This is a genomic window from Arthrobacter ramosus, assembly GCF_039535095.1.
GTDB classification, from domain to species: domain Bacteria; phylum Actinomycetota; class Actinomycetes; order Actinomycetales; family Micrococcaceae; genus Arthrobacter; species Arthrobacter ramosus.
The window spans coordinates 2,392,904-2,406,649 of sequence record NZ_BAAAWN010000001.1 but is presented as its reverse complement, the minus strand read 5'-3'; the positions used below and the strand labels follow the sequence as shown (position 1 = coordinate 2,406,649).

At 59.8% G+C, this 13,746-nt stretch carries 15 protein-coding genes and 1 pseudogene; 11 read left to right on the top strand and 5 right to left on the bottom strand.

What is annotated here, in order from left to right:
- Positions 1 to 9: 9 nt before the first annotated feature.
- Entirely contained in the window at positions 10 to 357 is a 348-nt protein-coding gene (locus tag ABD742_RS11195; protein ID WP_234753613.1) for a UBP-type zinc finger domain-containing protein, read from the top strand.
- Between the two features lie 37 nt (positions 358 to 394).
- Here ABD742_RS11195 and ABD742_RS11190 read toward each other — a convergent pair whose 3' ends face one another.
- Positions 395 to 964, bottom strand: coding sequence for a TetR/AcrR family transcriptional regulator (locus ABD742_RS11190; RefSeq protein WP_234753614.1), 570 nt, complete (start codon positions 962 to 964; stop codon positions 395 to 397).
- A 127-nt stretch (positions 965 to 1,091) separates the two neighbouring features.
- On the opposite strand from ABD742_RS11190, the gene ABD742_RS11185 reads away from it, so the two are divergent.
- The gene (locus tag ABD742_RS11185) at positions 1,092 to 1,556 is read left to right on the top strand and encodes a nuclear transport factor 2 family protein (RefSeq protein ID WP_234753615.1); all 465 of its coding nucleotides are present in this window, start codon (positions 1,092 to 1,094) and stop codon (positions 1,554 to 1,556) included.
- Positions 1,557 to 1,600: 44 nt separating this feature from the next.
- Here ABD742_RS11185 and ABD742_RS11180 read toward each other — a convergent pair whose 3' ends face one another.
- The gene (locus tag ABD742_RS11180; RefSeq protein WP_234753616.1) at positions 1,601 to 1,969 is read right to left on the bottom strand and encodes a cysteine hydrolase family protein; all 369 of its coding nucleotides are present in this window, start codon (positions 1,967 to 1,969) and stop codon (positions 1,601 to 1,603) included.
- 61 nt (positions 1,970 to 2,030) lie between these two features.
- Between ABD742_RS11180 and ABD742_RS11175 the strand changes: the two genes are divergently transcribed.
- A complete protein-coding gene (locus ABD742_RS11175) occupies positions 2,031 to 2,291 on the top strand; it encodes a hypothetical protein (protein WP_234753617.1) in 261 nt (86 codons plus the stop codon).
- Between the two features lie 84 nt (positions 2,292 to 2,375).
- Here ABD742_RS11175 and ABD742_RS11170 read toward each other — a convergent pair whose 3' ends face one another.
- On the bottom strand, positions 2,376 to 3,626 hold the full coding sequence (locus tag ABD742_RS11170; RefSeq protein ID WP_234753618.1) for an MFS transporter: 1,251 nt from the start codon (positions 3,624 to 3,626) through the stop codon (positions 2,376 to 2,378).
- A gap of 103 nt (positions 3,627 to 3,729) precedes the next feature.
- Here ABD742_RS11170 and ABD742_RS24330 point away from each other — a divergent pair.
- Positions 3,730 to 3,891, top strand: a pseudogene (locus ABD742_RS24330) (DeoR family transcriptional regulator); the annotation flags it as partial.
- Positions 3,892 to 3,951: 60 nt separating this feature from the next.
- A complete protein-coding gene (locus tag ABD742_RS11165) occupies positions 3,952 to 4,488 on the top strand; it encodes a DeoR/GlpR family DNA-binding transcription regulator (RefSeq protein ID WP_344787933.1) in 537 nt (178 codons plus the stop codon).
- Between the two features lie 129 nt (positions 4,489 to 4,617).
- On the opposite strand, the gene ABD742_RS11160 is transcribed toward ABD742_RS11165, so the two are convergent.
- On the bottom strand, positions 4,618 to 5,355 hold the full coding sequence (locus ABD742_RS11160) for a sugar phosphate isomerase/epimerase family protein (RefSeq protein ID WP_234753620.1): 738 nt from the start codon (positions 5,353 to 5,355) through the stop codon (positions 4,618 to 4,620).
- Positions 5,356 to 5,806: 451 nt separating this feature from the next.
- Between ABD742_RS11160 and ABD742_RS11155 the strand changes: the two genes are divergently transcribed.
- The gene (locus tag ABD742_RS11155; RefSeq protein ID WP_234753621.1) at positions 5,807 to 6,394 is read left to right on the top strand and encodes a sugar O-acetyltransferase; all 588 of its coding nucleotides are present in this window, start codon (positions 5,807 to 5,809) and stop codon (positions 6,392 to 6,394) included.
- A gap of 5 nt (positions 6,395 to 6,399) precedes the next feature.
- Positions 6,400 to 7,032, top strand: a complete 633-nt coding sequence (locus ABD742_RS11150) for a TetR/AcrR family transcriptional regulator (RefSeq protein ID WP_234753622.1) — start codon at positions 6,400 to 6,402, stop codon at positions 7,030 to 7,032.
- Here the strand turns inward: ABD742_RS11150 and ABD742_RS24325 are convergent.
- Positions 6,983 to 7,696 (bottom strand): TetR/AcrR family transcriptional regulator, encoded by a 714-nt coding sequence (locus ABD742_RS24325; RefSeq protein ID WP_425547583.1) that lies wholly within the window; start codon positions 7,694 to 7,696, stop codon positions 6,983 to 6,985. The genes ABD742_RS11150 and ABD742_RS24325 overlap by 50 nt on opposite strands.
- A 325-nt stretch (positions 7,697 to 8,021) precedes the next feature.
- Here ABD742_RS24325 and ABD742_RS11145 point away from each other — a divergent pair, with 325 nt between their 5' ends.
- The 4 genes from ABD742_RS11145 to ABD742_RS11130 all read left to right on the top strand — a co-directional run bounded on the left by ABD742_RS11145 (position 8,022) and on the right by ABD742_RS11130 (position 13,735).
- Positions 8,022 to 9,635, top strand: a complete 1,614-nt coding sequence (locus tag ABD742_RS11145; RefSeq protein WP_234753623.1) for a GMC family oxidoreductase — start codon at positions 8,022 to 8,024, stop codon at positions 9,633 to 9,635.
- Positions 9,632 to 11,425, top strand: coding sequence for a thiamine pyrophosphate-binding protein (locus ABD742_RS11140; protein ID WP_234753624.1), 1,794 nt, complete (start codon positions 9,632 to 9,634; stop codon positions 11,423 to 11,425). The genes ABD742_RS11145 and ABD742_RS11140 overlap by 4 nt, the downstream gene beginning before the upstream one ends.
- Positions 11,426 to 11,439: 14 nt before the next feature.
- On the top strand, positions 11,440 to 12,276 hold the full coding sequence (locus ABD742_RS11135) for a sugar phosphate isomerase/epimerase family protein (RefSeq protein WP_234753625.1): 837 nt from the start codon (positions 11,440 to 11,442) through the stop codon (positions 12,274 to 12,276).
- Between the two features lie 103 nt (positions 12,277 to 12,379).
- Positions 12,380 to 13,735, top strand: a complete 1,356-nt coding sequence (locus ABD742_RS11130) for an ABC transporter substrate-binding protein (protein WP_234753626.1) — start codon at positions 12,380 to 12,382, stop codon at positions 13,733 to 13,735.
- The last annotated feature ends 11 nt before the right edge of the window (positions 13,736 to 13,746 follow it).

Here is a 13,746-nt window from a genome sequence, read left to right as displayed (position 1 = left end):
AAAGCCACAATGAATGCAAAACAAGGAATCGACGTTTCGATTCCACCCAGCGGACCTGGTTGTGTTGAATGCGAGGCCAACGGAGGCTGGTGGCTGCATTTGCGCCGGTGCGCCCAGTGCGGCCACATCGGCTGCTGCGACAACTCTCCGGGGCAACACGCCACAGCCCATGCGAATTCCAGCGGCCACCCGGTCATCCGCAGCTTCGAACCGGGCGAGGACTGGTTCTTCAACTATCCCGACTCCGCATTTTTCGCCGGACCGGAACTTGAACCGCCGGCGCATCACCCGCTCGATCAAAGCGTTCCGGGCCCAGCCTCACGCGTCCCCGCTGGCTGGCAGCAGCAGCTGCACTGACGGAGTGCAAGGCCGAAACGCACCCGCATCAGGCCGCCTAGCGGGCCATCAGGCCCATGAAAACCAAGCTGTAGAGCGTGCTTGCCCGCGCTTCCCAGTCTGTGCGCGGATCTATCTGCCACAAACCAGCGAGCGCGAGGATCACATCGTCCGGATTGAGTCCCGCACGCACCGCGCCTGCAGCCTCCGCCGCGGACAGCAGCCGCCCGAGAGCTGCGACGATCGGCTGGTAGGTCTCGACGAACAGCGAGTCCTCCGATATCTCGGAAGCAGTCACAGCCCTTAACGCCTCGGCGAGACCGTGCTTCGTCATGGCGTAGCGAGCTAGACGTGCCACCCAGCGTTCCAACGCCTCGCCAGCTTCGTAGCCGCGCAGCAAATCATCGGCTGCCTCACCCAGCAGGCGTACTTCCCGCCGATAGACTTCCAGGATCAGCGTCTCGCGGTTCGGGAAGTGTCGGTAGAGCGTCGCGTTCCCCACGCCCGCTAGCTTCGCGATCGCATTTAGTGAGACCTGGCCGTCGTTTGCCAACGCTTGTGCGGCGGCCTCAACAATCGCATTGTGATTCTGCGTCGCGTCTGCTCGGCGCAGCCTAGTTTCACGCACAGACTTCCCTCTCGATGCCTTGTAAATGGGGAGTTCCCCGCCTAGTGTCATTCTAAGCGGGGAGTTCCCCGATAACGCCAAACAAGATACCGTCTGCGCCGGTGTTCCGACTTCCGGGAGGCTTACTATGCCCGTCCACACTTCCGTATCCCCCGCCGAAGCGGCTGACCGGCTGGCTCTTCGCGAACTCTTCGACGCCTACGCACACTGCGCCGATCGGCGCGATGCCGAGGGGCAGAAGAACCTCTTCACGCCCGATGCCAAATTTGCTGTCTTCATGAGCGGCGAAGGAACGGCACCCACCTATGTCCTGGAGGGGCGAGAGGCATTGACCCCTGTCTTTGCCGACCTGAACCAGTACGACGTCACCACTCATTTCAACGGCCAAAGCACTGTAACGCTCAACGGGGACACGGCCACTGGCGAGTGCTACACCATCGCCCACCACCACTACTCGGCGGACGGTGAACGGAAGATCATGATTGCCGCCCTGCGCTATCTGGACACCTACGCAAAGGTCGACGGCGCTTGGAACTTCTCCGAGCGGAAGCTAATCGTCGACTGGACGGAGACCCGCACTTCGACGCCGTGAGTACGGCATACAGCCAGGCCCAATGCGGGTGATCGATCGGGGTTTCAGGCCGAGAGCTTCGCGAGCAGCTCGTCGGTCGTGAAGGTGGCGTGGGCATAGGCGGGCCCGTTGATGGCATGGGCGGAGTGCATCGCTTCCAGGCTGAACGCGGAGGTCGTGTTGGGTGAGCTGCAGGTCGAGGCTGTGTTGGCGAAGCCGCTCGATGCCCAGTGCTCGTGGATGACGATTTCGCCCGGCCGGGGCTGGAAGTCGTCGTGGAATGTTCCGCCCCGGCTGTCTTTGGCGAAGACCCGGGCCTTGGCCGATCCGAGCTGGTAGGGCGTCGGGTTGTCTCTCCTCGCTCCGGAAGAACGAACGCGAGTCGAACAGCCGGTCGTTCGTTGCAGGGCGCGTACTGAACTACGACGACGCAAGAACAGAGCAGATAATAGTGCTAACCGAACCTTGGCAGGGCTCGCCCCGGGAGGCGATGAAATGATTGCGGAGATCATTGCCCAAGTGGTGGCAGAGCTGATCCAGGGATGGTTCGAAGGGTGGACGACGCCTCGCCAGCATGTCTTAAGGGCTCTGGATCTTTCAAGGGAGCCCGTCCTGTCGCCGAAGCAGAGAGAATTCGGGCGGAAGTGGCTCACCTACGGCTTGGGACACCTTGCGGATCTCGGACTTGAATCGCGAGCCAAGGATATTCAGAAAGCGCTGAAGCGTGTTGAATCCTTCCCCTGGGAGAACAGGTAACGTGTAGGCTTTCGCTCGCGAAGGCATTGACGGAGTAAGCACCCGCGGATCGCAGAGCTGGCGGGAACCAATGCCAGGACCGAACTAGCTTTGAGCGTCCCTACTCACAGCGAGGGCCGGCTCTGCCGGACTTTCTTTGTCCGTAGTCACAGTCGATGCCAGGAAAATACCCACGACGCAGAAGAGGAACGGCACCAAGAAGGCAATCGTCAGGCCGAGCATCCCGCCGAGCCATCCAATGATCGCGGGGCCCGCTAGAAGCCCGACATAACCGGAGCTTACAACGCGCGAGAGTGTCTTGCCGGCATCTGATCGGCCGATACTCCCGGCTGCAGTGTAAACCTGCGGAATGATCCCTGAGAGTCCCAATCCGAAAAGCAGCCAACCGAAGAGGGACAGAGGATAAAAGGGAGACGCCACCACTACGAGCATTCCGGCTGCCGCAATAAGAGATCCGAATCTCACGACCTTGACGGGTCCGATCGCATGTGACATACGGTCAGCAAGGAGTCGGCCAATGGTCATCGCGGCAGCGAAGGCCCCGTATGCCAACGCAGCTGCCGCTTCCGGTTCGCCCAAACGCTCAACGGTCTGTAGTGCACTCCAATCATTAGCTGCACCTTCGGAGAGCAGCACCAAAAACGCGAGTAGTGCCAGTGCAAGCATTCGGCCGCGCTTGGGCGCCACTGGATGGTCTGAAGAGGCCGTCTCACCCGAGGTCGCGGGGTTTTGGTCCAAATCGAGCAACTCTTCACTGGCCTTCGGAAGCATCGAAAACGCCGACCAAGCTGTACCAACCAGACCCAGCAGGGCGGCGCCCAGTAGAATCCATGACACGTGAAGGTGGATCGATTGGCCAGCAGCCCCGGCTACAGCACCCAGGGCACCGCCGAGTGAGAAGAACGCGTGGAAGGCGGACATGATGGGCCGTCGGTACCCACGCTCGACCACCACGGCGTGCTGGTTCATCGCCACGTCCGTCAGGCCGTGACCGAGTCCAAAAATGAAGAGTGCGATGCCCAAGCTCAGGGCGTCTGAAGCCATGCCGGGAAGGTTCACTGAAACCAGGAGAAGGCCAAGGCCCATCAGCGTCGGAGTTCTGCTGCCGAAGCGCCTGATCAGCAGCCCTGCAAATTGCATGGAGATGAGCGCACCGAGACCAAGCAAAAGGATCAGTCCGCCGAGAACAGCGTGGGAAGTTCCTGTTCGTTGCTGGATGTCGGGGATGTTTACCAACCAAATCGCCGTGAGGAAGCCGACGATGGTGAATGCTCCGAAGACACCCAATCGTGCCCGCAGCAGTTGGGGGGAAGTGTTGCTGAGAGATGCAGCCATTAGAAGTCCTTCAATTAGGGTCGGCGACTCGCGGTGTGGAGACCCAGGTTGCTAATAGACGCCATAAGCTTTCGTTTGATCATAGTAGAGTTATCATTTGATCATGAATGGAACCAAGCGGCATGAGCGCATTTTGGAGCGACTGAACAGAGATGGGAAGGTCGACGTGGCCGGGCTGTCCGAGCAGCTCGGCATTTCTGGAGTGACCATTCGCCGGGACTTGGAGCGGCTTGCCAAGGCCGGTGTCCTACGGCGAACACGTGGCGGTGCGGTGAGCATGATGATGCTCGGAGAGGGACTTCCGTACGCCATGAGGGAAATCGAAATGGCGGAAACCAAACAACTTCTGGCGGCCGCAGTTGCCAAACTGGTCCGAAGCGGTGAGGCTGTGGCCCTCGATAGCGGCACGACCTGCGTTGAGATAGCCCGTGTCCTCGTCGGCACCAGGCTCAATGTGATGCCGTTTTCAGTCCAGGCGATCGGCGCCCTGTTTGGAAAATCCAACATCAATCTCATTACGCCCGGCGGGTCGGTTCGCCATGATGAGGGATCGATTACAGGGCCGCTGGCGGAGGCATCACTCCGCTCGGTTCGGTTCGACACAGCCATCATTTCGCCGTGCGGGGCATCCCCGGAGGACGGTGTGACGGCGCACGATCTCCAGGATGCTGCCGTTAAGCGAGCCATCATTGATGCCTCCAGAAGGACCATTCTGGTTGCTGACAGCAGTAAGTTTTCCCGGTCGGCCATGGCGGCAGTTTGTCCGTTGGAGTCAATCGACATTTTAGTCACTGACGCGGCAGTGCCTGCGCAAGTGGTTGAACGACTGAGCGCCGGTGGGGTGGAAGTAGTTGTGGTTTGAATCGTGAAGCTCCACTGCTCATTCAGGAAAACCATCAATGCACGCGGGCAAGCAGTCGGTCTTCCAGGATGCCGTATTCACCGACGGGCCCCCGGCGGGTGTACGGCGTGGACTGATGCCTTGCGGCGCTCATGCTTCGGCGCCGGCTTCCAGGTACCGCAATGAGGCCTCCATCGCTTCGAAGATGTCTCCGGCGTAGTCATCGAACTCCACGACGCCCACCTCCAAACCAGGGACTGCACTGATAGCTCCCCAGATGTCCGTTTGCCCCTGCCCAGCGGGCACTTGGGCAAGGAGGTCCATATTCACGGGACCGTCTTTGATGTGAACGGCCACAACCCTGGTGCCCAGCCGTTTCAGGAGCTCCACGGGATCCTGGCCTCCAACGGCGGCCCAGTAGGTGTCGACTTCCAGGACCAGTTCCGGATCCAGCAGTCCCTCGAAGTACTCCAGGGCGGTCTGGCCCTCGATGATGGACTCCACCTCCCATTGATGGTTGTGGTAACCGACGCGGATGCCGTATTCGGCGCCTTTCTTCGCTGCGGCGTTGAGCTTGGCCGCGGTGGCCTGGATGTCCTCGGCGTTCTGCCAGTGCTCGGCAGGCAAGTACGGATCAATGACCGTGCTGATGCCCAGTTCCTTCGCAGCGGCGAAGATCTCATCCTGGTCCTGGCCCAGCAGCGGTGCATGCCCCGTCGGAGCAGAAACGCCGTTGTCGGCAAAGGCACGGGCGAACTCATCAGCGCGGGCAACAAAGTCATAGGGCTCGATCTGGTGATAGCCGATCTCTGCAAGGCGCCGGATCGTGCCGGGGAGATCGTCTTTGACAGCGGTGCGTACGTTGTAGAGCTGGACAGAATATTTCATTGCGACGGATTCCTTTGATTTGGAGGGCGCGCAGAGATGCTGCTGGCGCGCTGGTGTTTGACGGGACGTTGGAGAGGCGGCCCCGACAGCGCACAAGGATTACTTATGGAGTCTGAGTAAAGACTAAGGGAACCTTTTGGTCATTGGCAAGCAAAAGATGGCCGCTCCTCGATGAATCGGCGAATTATGTGTACGAGTGTCCACATCCCTGTTGGGAGTGAGGATCCCCTCTGATCTTCGATCTCTTCGGAGTGATCGCCAAAGATCAAAATCAAGAAGGTAGGGATGCTCTATCGGCCACCGGAGGCGTCCCGGAGGAAGACTTTTGGGCGGCGTACTGGAACCAGCGTGAACGGAACCTGACGGAGACGATCTCTCCGATAATGGCGGGTCCCGCAGCGTCAGCCGAGCTGTGGGGCCGAGCAGGTCATTCTTTAGTACAGTTGTACACATGGCGGCCGAGTATTTCCGAGACGACCCCCGGAGCAACCACGAACGGATGCTCGCGGGAGATCTCTACATCTCCGATGATCCGCAGATCCTCGCACGACAGCAACGCGCTATTCGCCTGGCCGGGGCATATGCTTCTGCCTACGTTGAGGACATAGATGCGGCTCGGCCGTTCATACATGAGCTCATCGGATGCCTGGCCGAAAGTGCCCATATCAGGCCACCGATATTCGTCGACTACGGATCCAACATCAGCATCGGTGAAGGTACGTTTATCAACTACAACCTCACTGCTCTTGACGTGGCCACGATTTCAATTGGAAGCCATTGCCAAATTGGCCCGAACGTCCAACTGCTGACGCCGACCCATCCCGTGGCGGCTCAACCCCGAAGAGACAAGTTGGAATCGGCCAAGCCGATTGTCATCGGAGACAACGTGTGGTTGGGCGGGGGAGTCATCGTGCTCCCCGGCGTAACGATTGGCGAAAACACCGTCGTCGGTGCCGGGGCAGTCGTCAGTCGCGACCTGCCTTCCAACGTCGTGGCCATGGGGATACCGGCTAAAATCATCAGGTCCATTGAAAGCTGAGGAAAATGGCGAAACGGCGGGTTGATCCGGATCGGCGCGACCGAATCATTGAAGCGACATTGGATCTGATTGCGGCCGAGGGCGTGGCCGGCACTTCACATCGGAAAGTGGCCGCCCTTGCAGATGTGCCTTTGGGGTCCATGACCTATCACTTCGCAGGAATGGACGAACTTCTGCACGAAGCCTTCACGCGTTTTGCCACCCGCATTAGCGACCGGTTCGAGCGGCGTATGAACGAGGCCTCGACCATTGAAGCGGCCAAAGAAGCTGTCGTCGAGATGATCATGGAAGATACCTATGGCGATCGGGACGCTCTCGTTCTGACGTTGGAGCTCTACACGCTGGCGGCCCGTCAAGCGAAGTTCCGGCACCTCACTCACGATTGGATGATGCGCAGCCGCCGTGCCTTTGAAAGGCACTTCGAGCCGGATGTGGCTCGACAACTGGACGCGCTCGTCGAAGGACTTTCAATTCATCGCGCCTTTGAACCGCGCGACGATGACCGGGAGTTGGTTTCGAACGCCGTCGACAAGCTCTTAACGGAAGCGCCGTCGGAGACGGTAGCACCCTCGCCGGTTGACGTCTCGATCACCTTTTCCGACGAACTTCATGAGACGGTCTCCAAGATCCATCGATAACGCTTGCCACCGGGTCGGCCGCAAGCGGCTCTCCCTTCATAGGGGCAACGCCCCTACGAAGAGTCAGGCCGTCCATGAGAATCTCCAGAATCACTGCCGTAATTGGGTCGAAGTACCGTTTCAGGATTCTGGCACTACCCTCTACCCACTCATTCGCGATGTTGCGCAGGGCAGGGTCACGAATGACCAGGGCCTGAAGTTCGCGAGACAGCGCCAAGTGTCGAGGGGGATCAGCGGTGGCATCTTCGTGAATTATCGCCAAGATGATCTTGCCTGCGTCACGATGATCTCGTGCTGGTTCAAGCCGATCCTCGAGCCGGGCGAGGGACTGGCTCACAAAACGCTCGAACCCTGTCTCCAAGAGCTCCTGCATTCCGCTGAAGTGGTACGTCATTGACCCTAGGGGAACGTCAGCCTGGGTTGCGATCCTCCGGAAACTAGTGCCGGCCACACCGTTCTCAGCAATGACCGCGAGCACTGCGTCGATAATCCGATTCCGACGATCCGGATCAAAACGTCGGATTCGGAAGCTGCTGGCGACGTCCGGGGCCGGACTTGGTGACAGCAGTTCCTTTCGCCCTGAATCTTGGTGCCGGGGGACATCCGAACGGGCGGACCACTCCACATCAGGGGGAAAACGGCCCGGCGGATCCTGTGCATCCATCAACTCTCCACCTTCCGCACGTGTACGAACGTACATTGCTTCCGATGCGTACGATCGTGCACTAGATTTCTTATGCGTACGATCGTACACTAAAGGAACAGAATGTGAGCAAGGCCGCTTGAGGAGCGTCCGAATTTGCAGAAAACCGTCTATTGGGCGATTCCAACCAAACTTCATGCTTGAGTAAATCCATAATCCGTGTACTCTTGCTTATAGGTGATGTGACTCTCACTAGTGACGTACGCAAAAGTTCGTCGTCCACTGGCAGGTTCAGACTCACGCACCCGGCCCCAGCAATGGCCAGAACCGAGAGGTAAATTCCAAAATGACTGTTGAGACTTCTTTGCAGATCGATGGTCCTGCAAAGTCCAGCTACGACGTCGTAATCGTCGGAAGCGGCATGGGCGGCGGTACGCTGGCCTACGCATTGAAGGACGCAGGCGTCAGCGTATTGCTCATCGAGCGCGGTGGGTTCGTTCCCCAGGAGAAACAGAACTGGGACCCGGATGCCGTGTTTGAGCACGGCCGATACAAAAATGCTGAAAAATGGTACTCCGACACGGGAGAAGCCTTCAGCCCTGGTACTTATTACTACGTCGGTGGCAACACCAAGTTCTACGGGTCATCCTTGGTGAGGTTTCGACGCGAAGATTTTGTCGCGACCGAACACGAGGACGGTACTTCACCAGCCTGGCCGTTCACGTATGACGACATAGCCCCCTATTACTCGCGGGCCGAGAGGGTGTACAAGGTCCATGGGGACCAACACGATGATCCCACGTTGCCCCGCGAAGAGCCCTTTCCTTATCCTGCGATCGGTCATGAACCTGAGGTGCAGGCAGTTGCGGATGGGCTGGCCAAACAGGGACTGACTCCGTCCAGCATTCCCTTGGGAATCGACTGGCGCCAGGGCGGGGCCTGTATCCGCTGCCGCACTTGCGACGGTTTTCCATGCCGTGTCCTGGCCAAAATGGATGCCGACGTCGCGTGTGTACGACCGGCTCTTCAAACGGGCAACGTGGAACTGCTGACCAAGGCGTATGCCGAGAAGGTGCTCACCGACGAATCAGGCCAGACTGCCACGGGCGTACAGCTCGTCCACAACGGGAAGACCATCGTCGTCGGGGCCGGAAAGGTCGTCGTTTCTTGCGGCGCCGTCAACTCTGCGGCGCTATTGCTCCGGTCCGCCACGGACAAACACTCCAACGGCCTCGCCAACTCCTCGGGAATGGTTGGCAGGAACTACATGGTGCACAACAACAGCATCATGATCGCCTTGCACCCCAAGAGGAACAAAGTTGAGTTCCAAAAGACGCTCTACTTCAATGACTATTACCTCAAGGGCAACGCGGATTTTCCGTACCCGCTCGGTCACGTCCAGTTGATCGGCAAGCTCCAAGGCGCCATGCTGGTCGGGCAGAAGCCGCTCATCCCCAAATGGGCCCTGGAAATTGCTGCCGGCCACAGCATGGATTGGTGGCTCTTCACGGAAGATCTTCCCGATCCGGAAAACAGGGTGACCCTAAGGAACGACGAAGCTATCCGGATCAGTTGGAAACCCAACAATGTTCGGGCACACCAGCACCTCGTCAAGGAGATGAAACGCATTCTCCACAAGATGGGCTATCCACTGATCTTCAGTGAAACCACTGGTATTGCTGTCAACTCCCACCAGGCCGGAACGATCCGGGCCGGAGACGACCCTCGGTCGTCCGTCCTCGACCCGAGCTGCCGGACCCATGATGTCAAGAACCTCTTCGTCGTCGACTCGTCCTTCTTCCCCTCACTTCCAGTGATGAACCCGGCGCTGACCATTGCCGCAAATGCCTTCCGTGTCGCGGAACATATCGTGCCCGGCGCATCCCAGCGCCAATCCGAGACGCGCGCCCCCGAATTCCTACCGCTAACCCCCGTATTTACAGGAAGTAAGAACAAATGACTGATCAGCAGCTGACCGGTGGACAGATGATTGTCGACTGCCTCGTCCGCGAAGGCGTCGAGCGCGTCTTCGCGGTCCCCGGACACGGCAACACAGCACTCCTGGACGCCTTCGTTGACCGCGCCGACGAGATCGAAGTGATCCCCGCCATGCACGAACAGGGCGCCGCGCACATGGCAGACGGCTACTACCGGGCATCAGGCAAGATCGCCGCAGTCTGTACGTCGATCGGCCCGGGCGCAACCAACACGTTGACAGGACTTGTCACCGCCTTCGCGGACTCGCAGCCCTTCATCCTGATCACCGGCGCCGTCCACACCTACATGGAAAACCGCGGAGTCCTTCAGGAAATCGACAGGCCGCACGGCAACAACTTCCCGCGCATGGCCGAACCGGCAGTCAAGCGCTGGTGGCAGCCCAGCCGCCTCGAACAGATCCCGATGGTCATGGACCAGGCATTCAACTCGATGTACGAAGGACGCCGGGGCCCGGTGCTTGTGGATGTGCCGCAGGACCTGCAGGCCGAATACGGCTACTATAAGCGTGTCCCAGGCTCCCGCCGGGCCCAGACCCGCGCAACGGGTGACGCCACGGCAATCGCCTCGGCCGTCGAAGTGCTCAGGACTGCCAAGCGGCCCGTCATCCTCGCCGGCGGCGGTGTCATTGCTGCCGAGGCCAGTGAGGAACTCCTTGCCATCGCCGAACGACTCGGCGCTCCGGTCACCCACTCATTCATGGGCAAGGGCTCCTTCCCAGCAGATCACGACCTGTACGCCTGGCCATGTGGCGACATGGGCTCGATCCCCGGAAACGGTGTCACCCGCACGGCCGATGTAATTCTCGCCGTCGGTTGCCGTTTCAGCGACCGCATCACGTCCTCCTACAAGGAAGGCGTTACCTTCAACATTCCGTCCATCACCAAGCTCGTCCAGATCGACATCGACGGATTCGAAATCGGCCGCAACTACCCGGTTGAGGTCGGAATCGTCGGCGACGCCAAGACCTCCCTGGCCGCCATCCGGGATGCTCTGGGCGACGGACCTGACTACCACGGCACCGAGTACTTCGCCGAGCTCCAGGAGCTCAAGGCCAAGTGGGAAGAGCACCTGCGGCCGATGCGTGAAACCGACTATCTCCCCATGACGAATTCACGGGCGATGGTCGAAATCCGCAAGGCACTGCCCCGCGAAGGCATTCTGGTTACCGATTCAAGCAATCCCGCAAACCAGGCGTTCAACGAGTTCCCCGTCTACGGGCCCAAGACAAACATCGTGGCCGGCGGTATGTCAGGAATCGGCTTCGGCCTCCCCGCTGCCATCGGCGCGCAAATCGCAGTTCCAGGGACGCCGGTCCTAGCGATGGTCGGAGACGGCAGCTTCCTCCAGACAGGGACAGAGCTGTCAACGGCAGTCATGCTCGGCACGCCGCTGGTCGTCGTCGTTCTGAACAACGGCGGCTGGGAAGCCATCAAGGATCTCCAGATCAGCTTGTTCGGGGCTGAGCGCCGACTGGTCACGAATTGGAGCACTCCTGACGGGAAACCCTACTTCGCCAACATTGCCGAGTTCGCACGCTCCCTGGGCTGCACCGCCGAGCGGATCGAAGACCCCGCGAAGCTGGCGCAGGCGATCGAACGTGCCTTCGCCACCGAGGGGCCTGTCGTCATTGAGGCCATGAGCGCTACTGAGCTGCCGTGGACCGAGATGCACCCCACTGGCTGGTGGGACATCACAGTTCCGGCGTACCACGGTGACACCCGTGATGAATACGTCGCTCAGCGCGGGTTCTAACCAGGAGAAACATCATGGGTGACATCAAGCTCGGACTCAACCTCGAATTTGCACGATACGAAAACGGCTCATTTGACTGGGCGATGGACCGTGCCGCAGAAATTGGCTACCGCTATGTCGAACCGATGGTCCACTGGGGCCGGGAGTTGCTCAGCGAGGCCGGCTATTTCCACAGCCGCTCAATGCTGGACGACCCGCTCAAGCTCAAGCAAGCAGCCGAGAGCCGGGGCCTTCAGATTTCATCGCTCTCAAGTCATGCCCCGTTAGCCAAACCCGACATCGCCGTGGACTACCTCAAACAGTCCATCCGGTACGCGGCCGAATGCGGGGCGCCGATGATCATGGTCGACGACGGACCCTTGCCGACCTGGACCACGGAGGAGGAGAACTTCACGTTGATGAAGTACACCCTGCAGGAGGCAGCCCTCGTGGCTGAACCGCGCGGGATCGCGATTGCGATCGAAACCCATGGTCCCTACACCGCCACACCTGCCGGGTTGGACCGCCTCATGAAGCTGATCGACTCGCCGGTCCTGACGATCAATCTAGACACGGGGAACAGCTACCTGAGCGAAAATGATCCCCATGCGTGGCTGGAAGACATCGTCTCAAACGTCACGCACATGCACGCCAAAGACATCTCAGTCGAGGATGCAAGGAAATACCGCGGCAAAGTCCGCGGGATGCTCGGCTGCGCCTGCGGAGAAGGGGTCATCGACTGGGAACGGATCGTCCGGACCCTCGCGGACGCTGACCACGATGTCGTCCTCTCGGTCGAGTGCGGCTCGCTGGATGCCGCGGTAAAGAGCTATAGCTACCTCAGCGAGCTGATCTCAAGAGTGCACACCTAGCAGAGATCCGTCACGGATCCGGTCCGCCCGAATCCGCGCATCCGGCGGTCATCGAAGCCGGACACCAGATGTCAACGCGAGGGCGGGAAAACCAAGGACAACGATGACCACTCCCGCCCCCGTCCACACCAGCAAGAAGGAAGAAGCCATGAAGAATCTACTCCCCCCCACCGCCATGTCTCGTCGCGGTTTCCTCGCCCTCACGGGGGCCGTTACCCTCACCGCTTCCGTCAGCGCCTGCGCCGTCGGCGGCGGAAACGCTTCGGCGAGCGGCGGTAGTACGGTCAAGTTCTGGGACATGCCGTGGGGCGACAAAAACTACAGCGATGCCGCCCAAAGCTTGGCGCAGGCGTACAAGCCCGGTGACGGCATGCCGGGCGTGTCGTACCAGCAGGTCAACTGGGACGGGTTCAACCAGACGTTCTCCTCCGCAATCGCCTCCAACACCGGACCGGCTGTCTCCACCGGTGGCGGCTTCCAGGCGTTTCAGTTCGCGAAGCAGGGTGCGATCTCCTACGCCGACAATCTCATCGATTCCTTCAAGAAGGACGGCACCTACGACGACTTTCTCCCGCACACACTGGATGCGATGAAGACCTCCGACGGTTACGTCGGCATCCCGTGGAACCTCGACGTACAAGTCTTCTGGTACCGCAAGTCGATCCTGGACCAGATCGGAGCAACGCCGCCGCAGTCCTGGGATGACGTATTGGACGTGGCAAAGAAGGCTTCTGCCAAGGGTTATGTCGGTTTCGGCATCAGCGGCGGCAGCGGCAACTACGGACCTATGGCCGTCCTGAGCCTGATGATCAACAATGGCGGTGGCCTCTTCAACTCCAATGGCGACCTCGACATCGTCAATGACCGCAACGCGGAGGCAGTTGATTTCCTCACCGAGCTAGTCAGGCAGGGTGTCGTCGACCCGGGCTCCGTGAGCATGAAGGATGACGATCTCACCACCCTCTGGACGAACAAGAAGGTAGCCCTCGGATTCCAAAGCCCGGCATTCAACAACGTCGTCGGCGACGAGAAGGACGTCCTCGTGACGGACCCGCTCAAGTCCCACCGCGGCGAGGTCGGGGGACTGTACTACGTGAACAACATCATGATGTACAAGAACACACCATCCCAGGCTGGGTCTGAAGCGTTCACCTCCTACTACATCAAGAACATGAAGACCCTTTGGCAGAAAGGCGTCATGCAGGGGCTGCCCGCCCTGAAGTCCATCACCGAGCTCCCGGAATTCAAAGCAAACGCACAGAACACGGCGGTCGTCGAGAAATGGCAGCCGATTTGCAAGACGACCGCCGCCCAATCGAGCGCCCTCACCGCCAAGCTCGCAACCATCGACGGTGGTCAGGCGATGACGGACTTCTGCCAGACCGTCCTCGCCGGAAAAACCCCGTCCAAGACCATTCTGACCAAGCTTGAGAGCGACATCAAGGCCGCCATCTCCTAGCGAAGCAATAG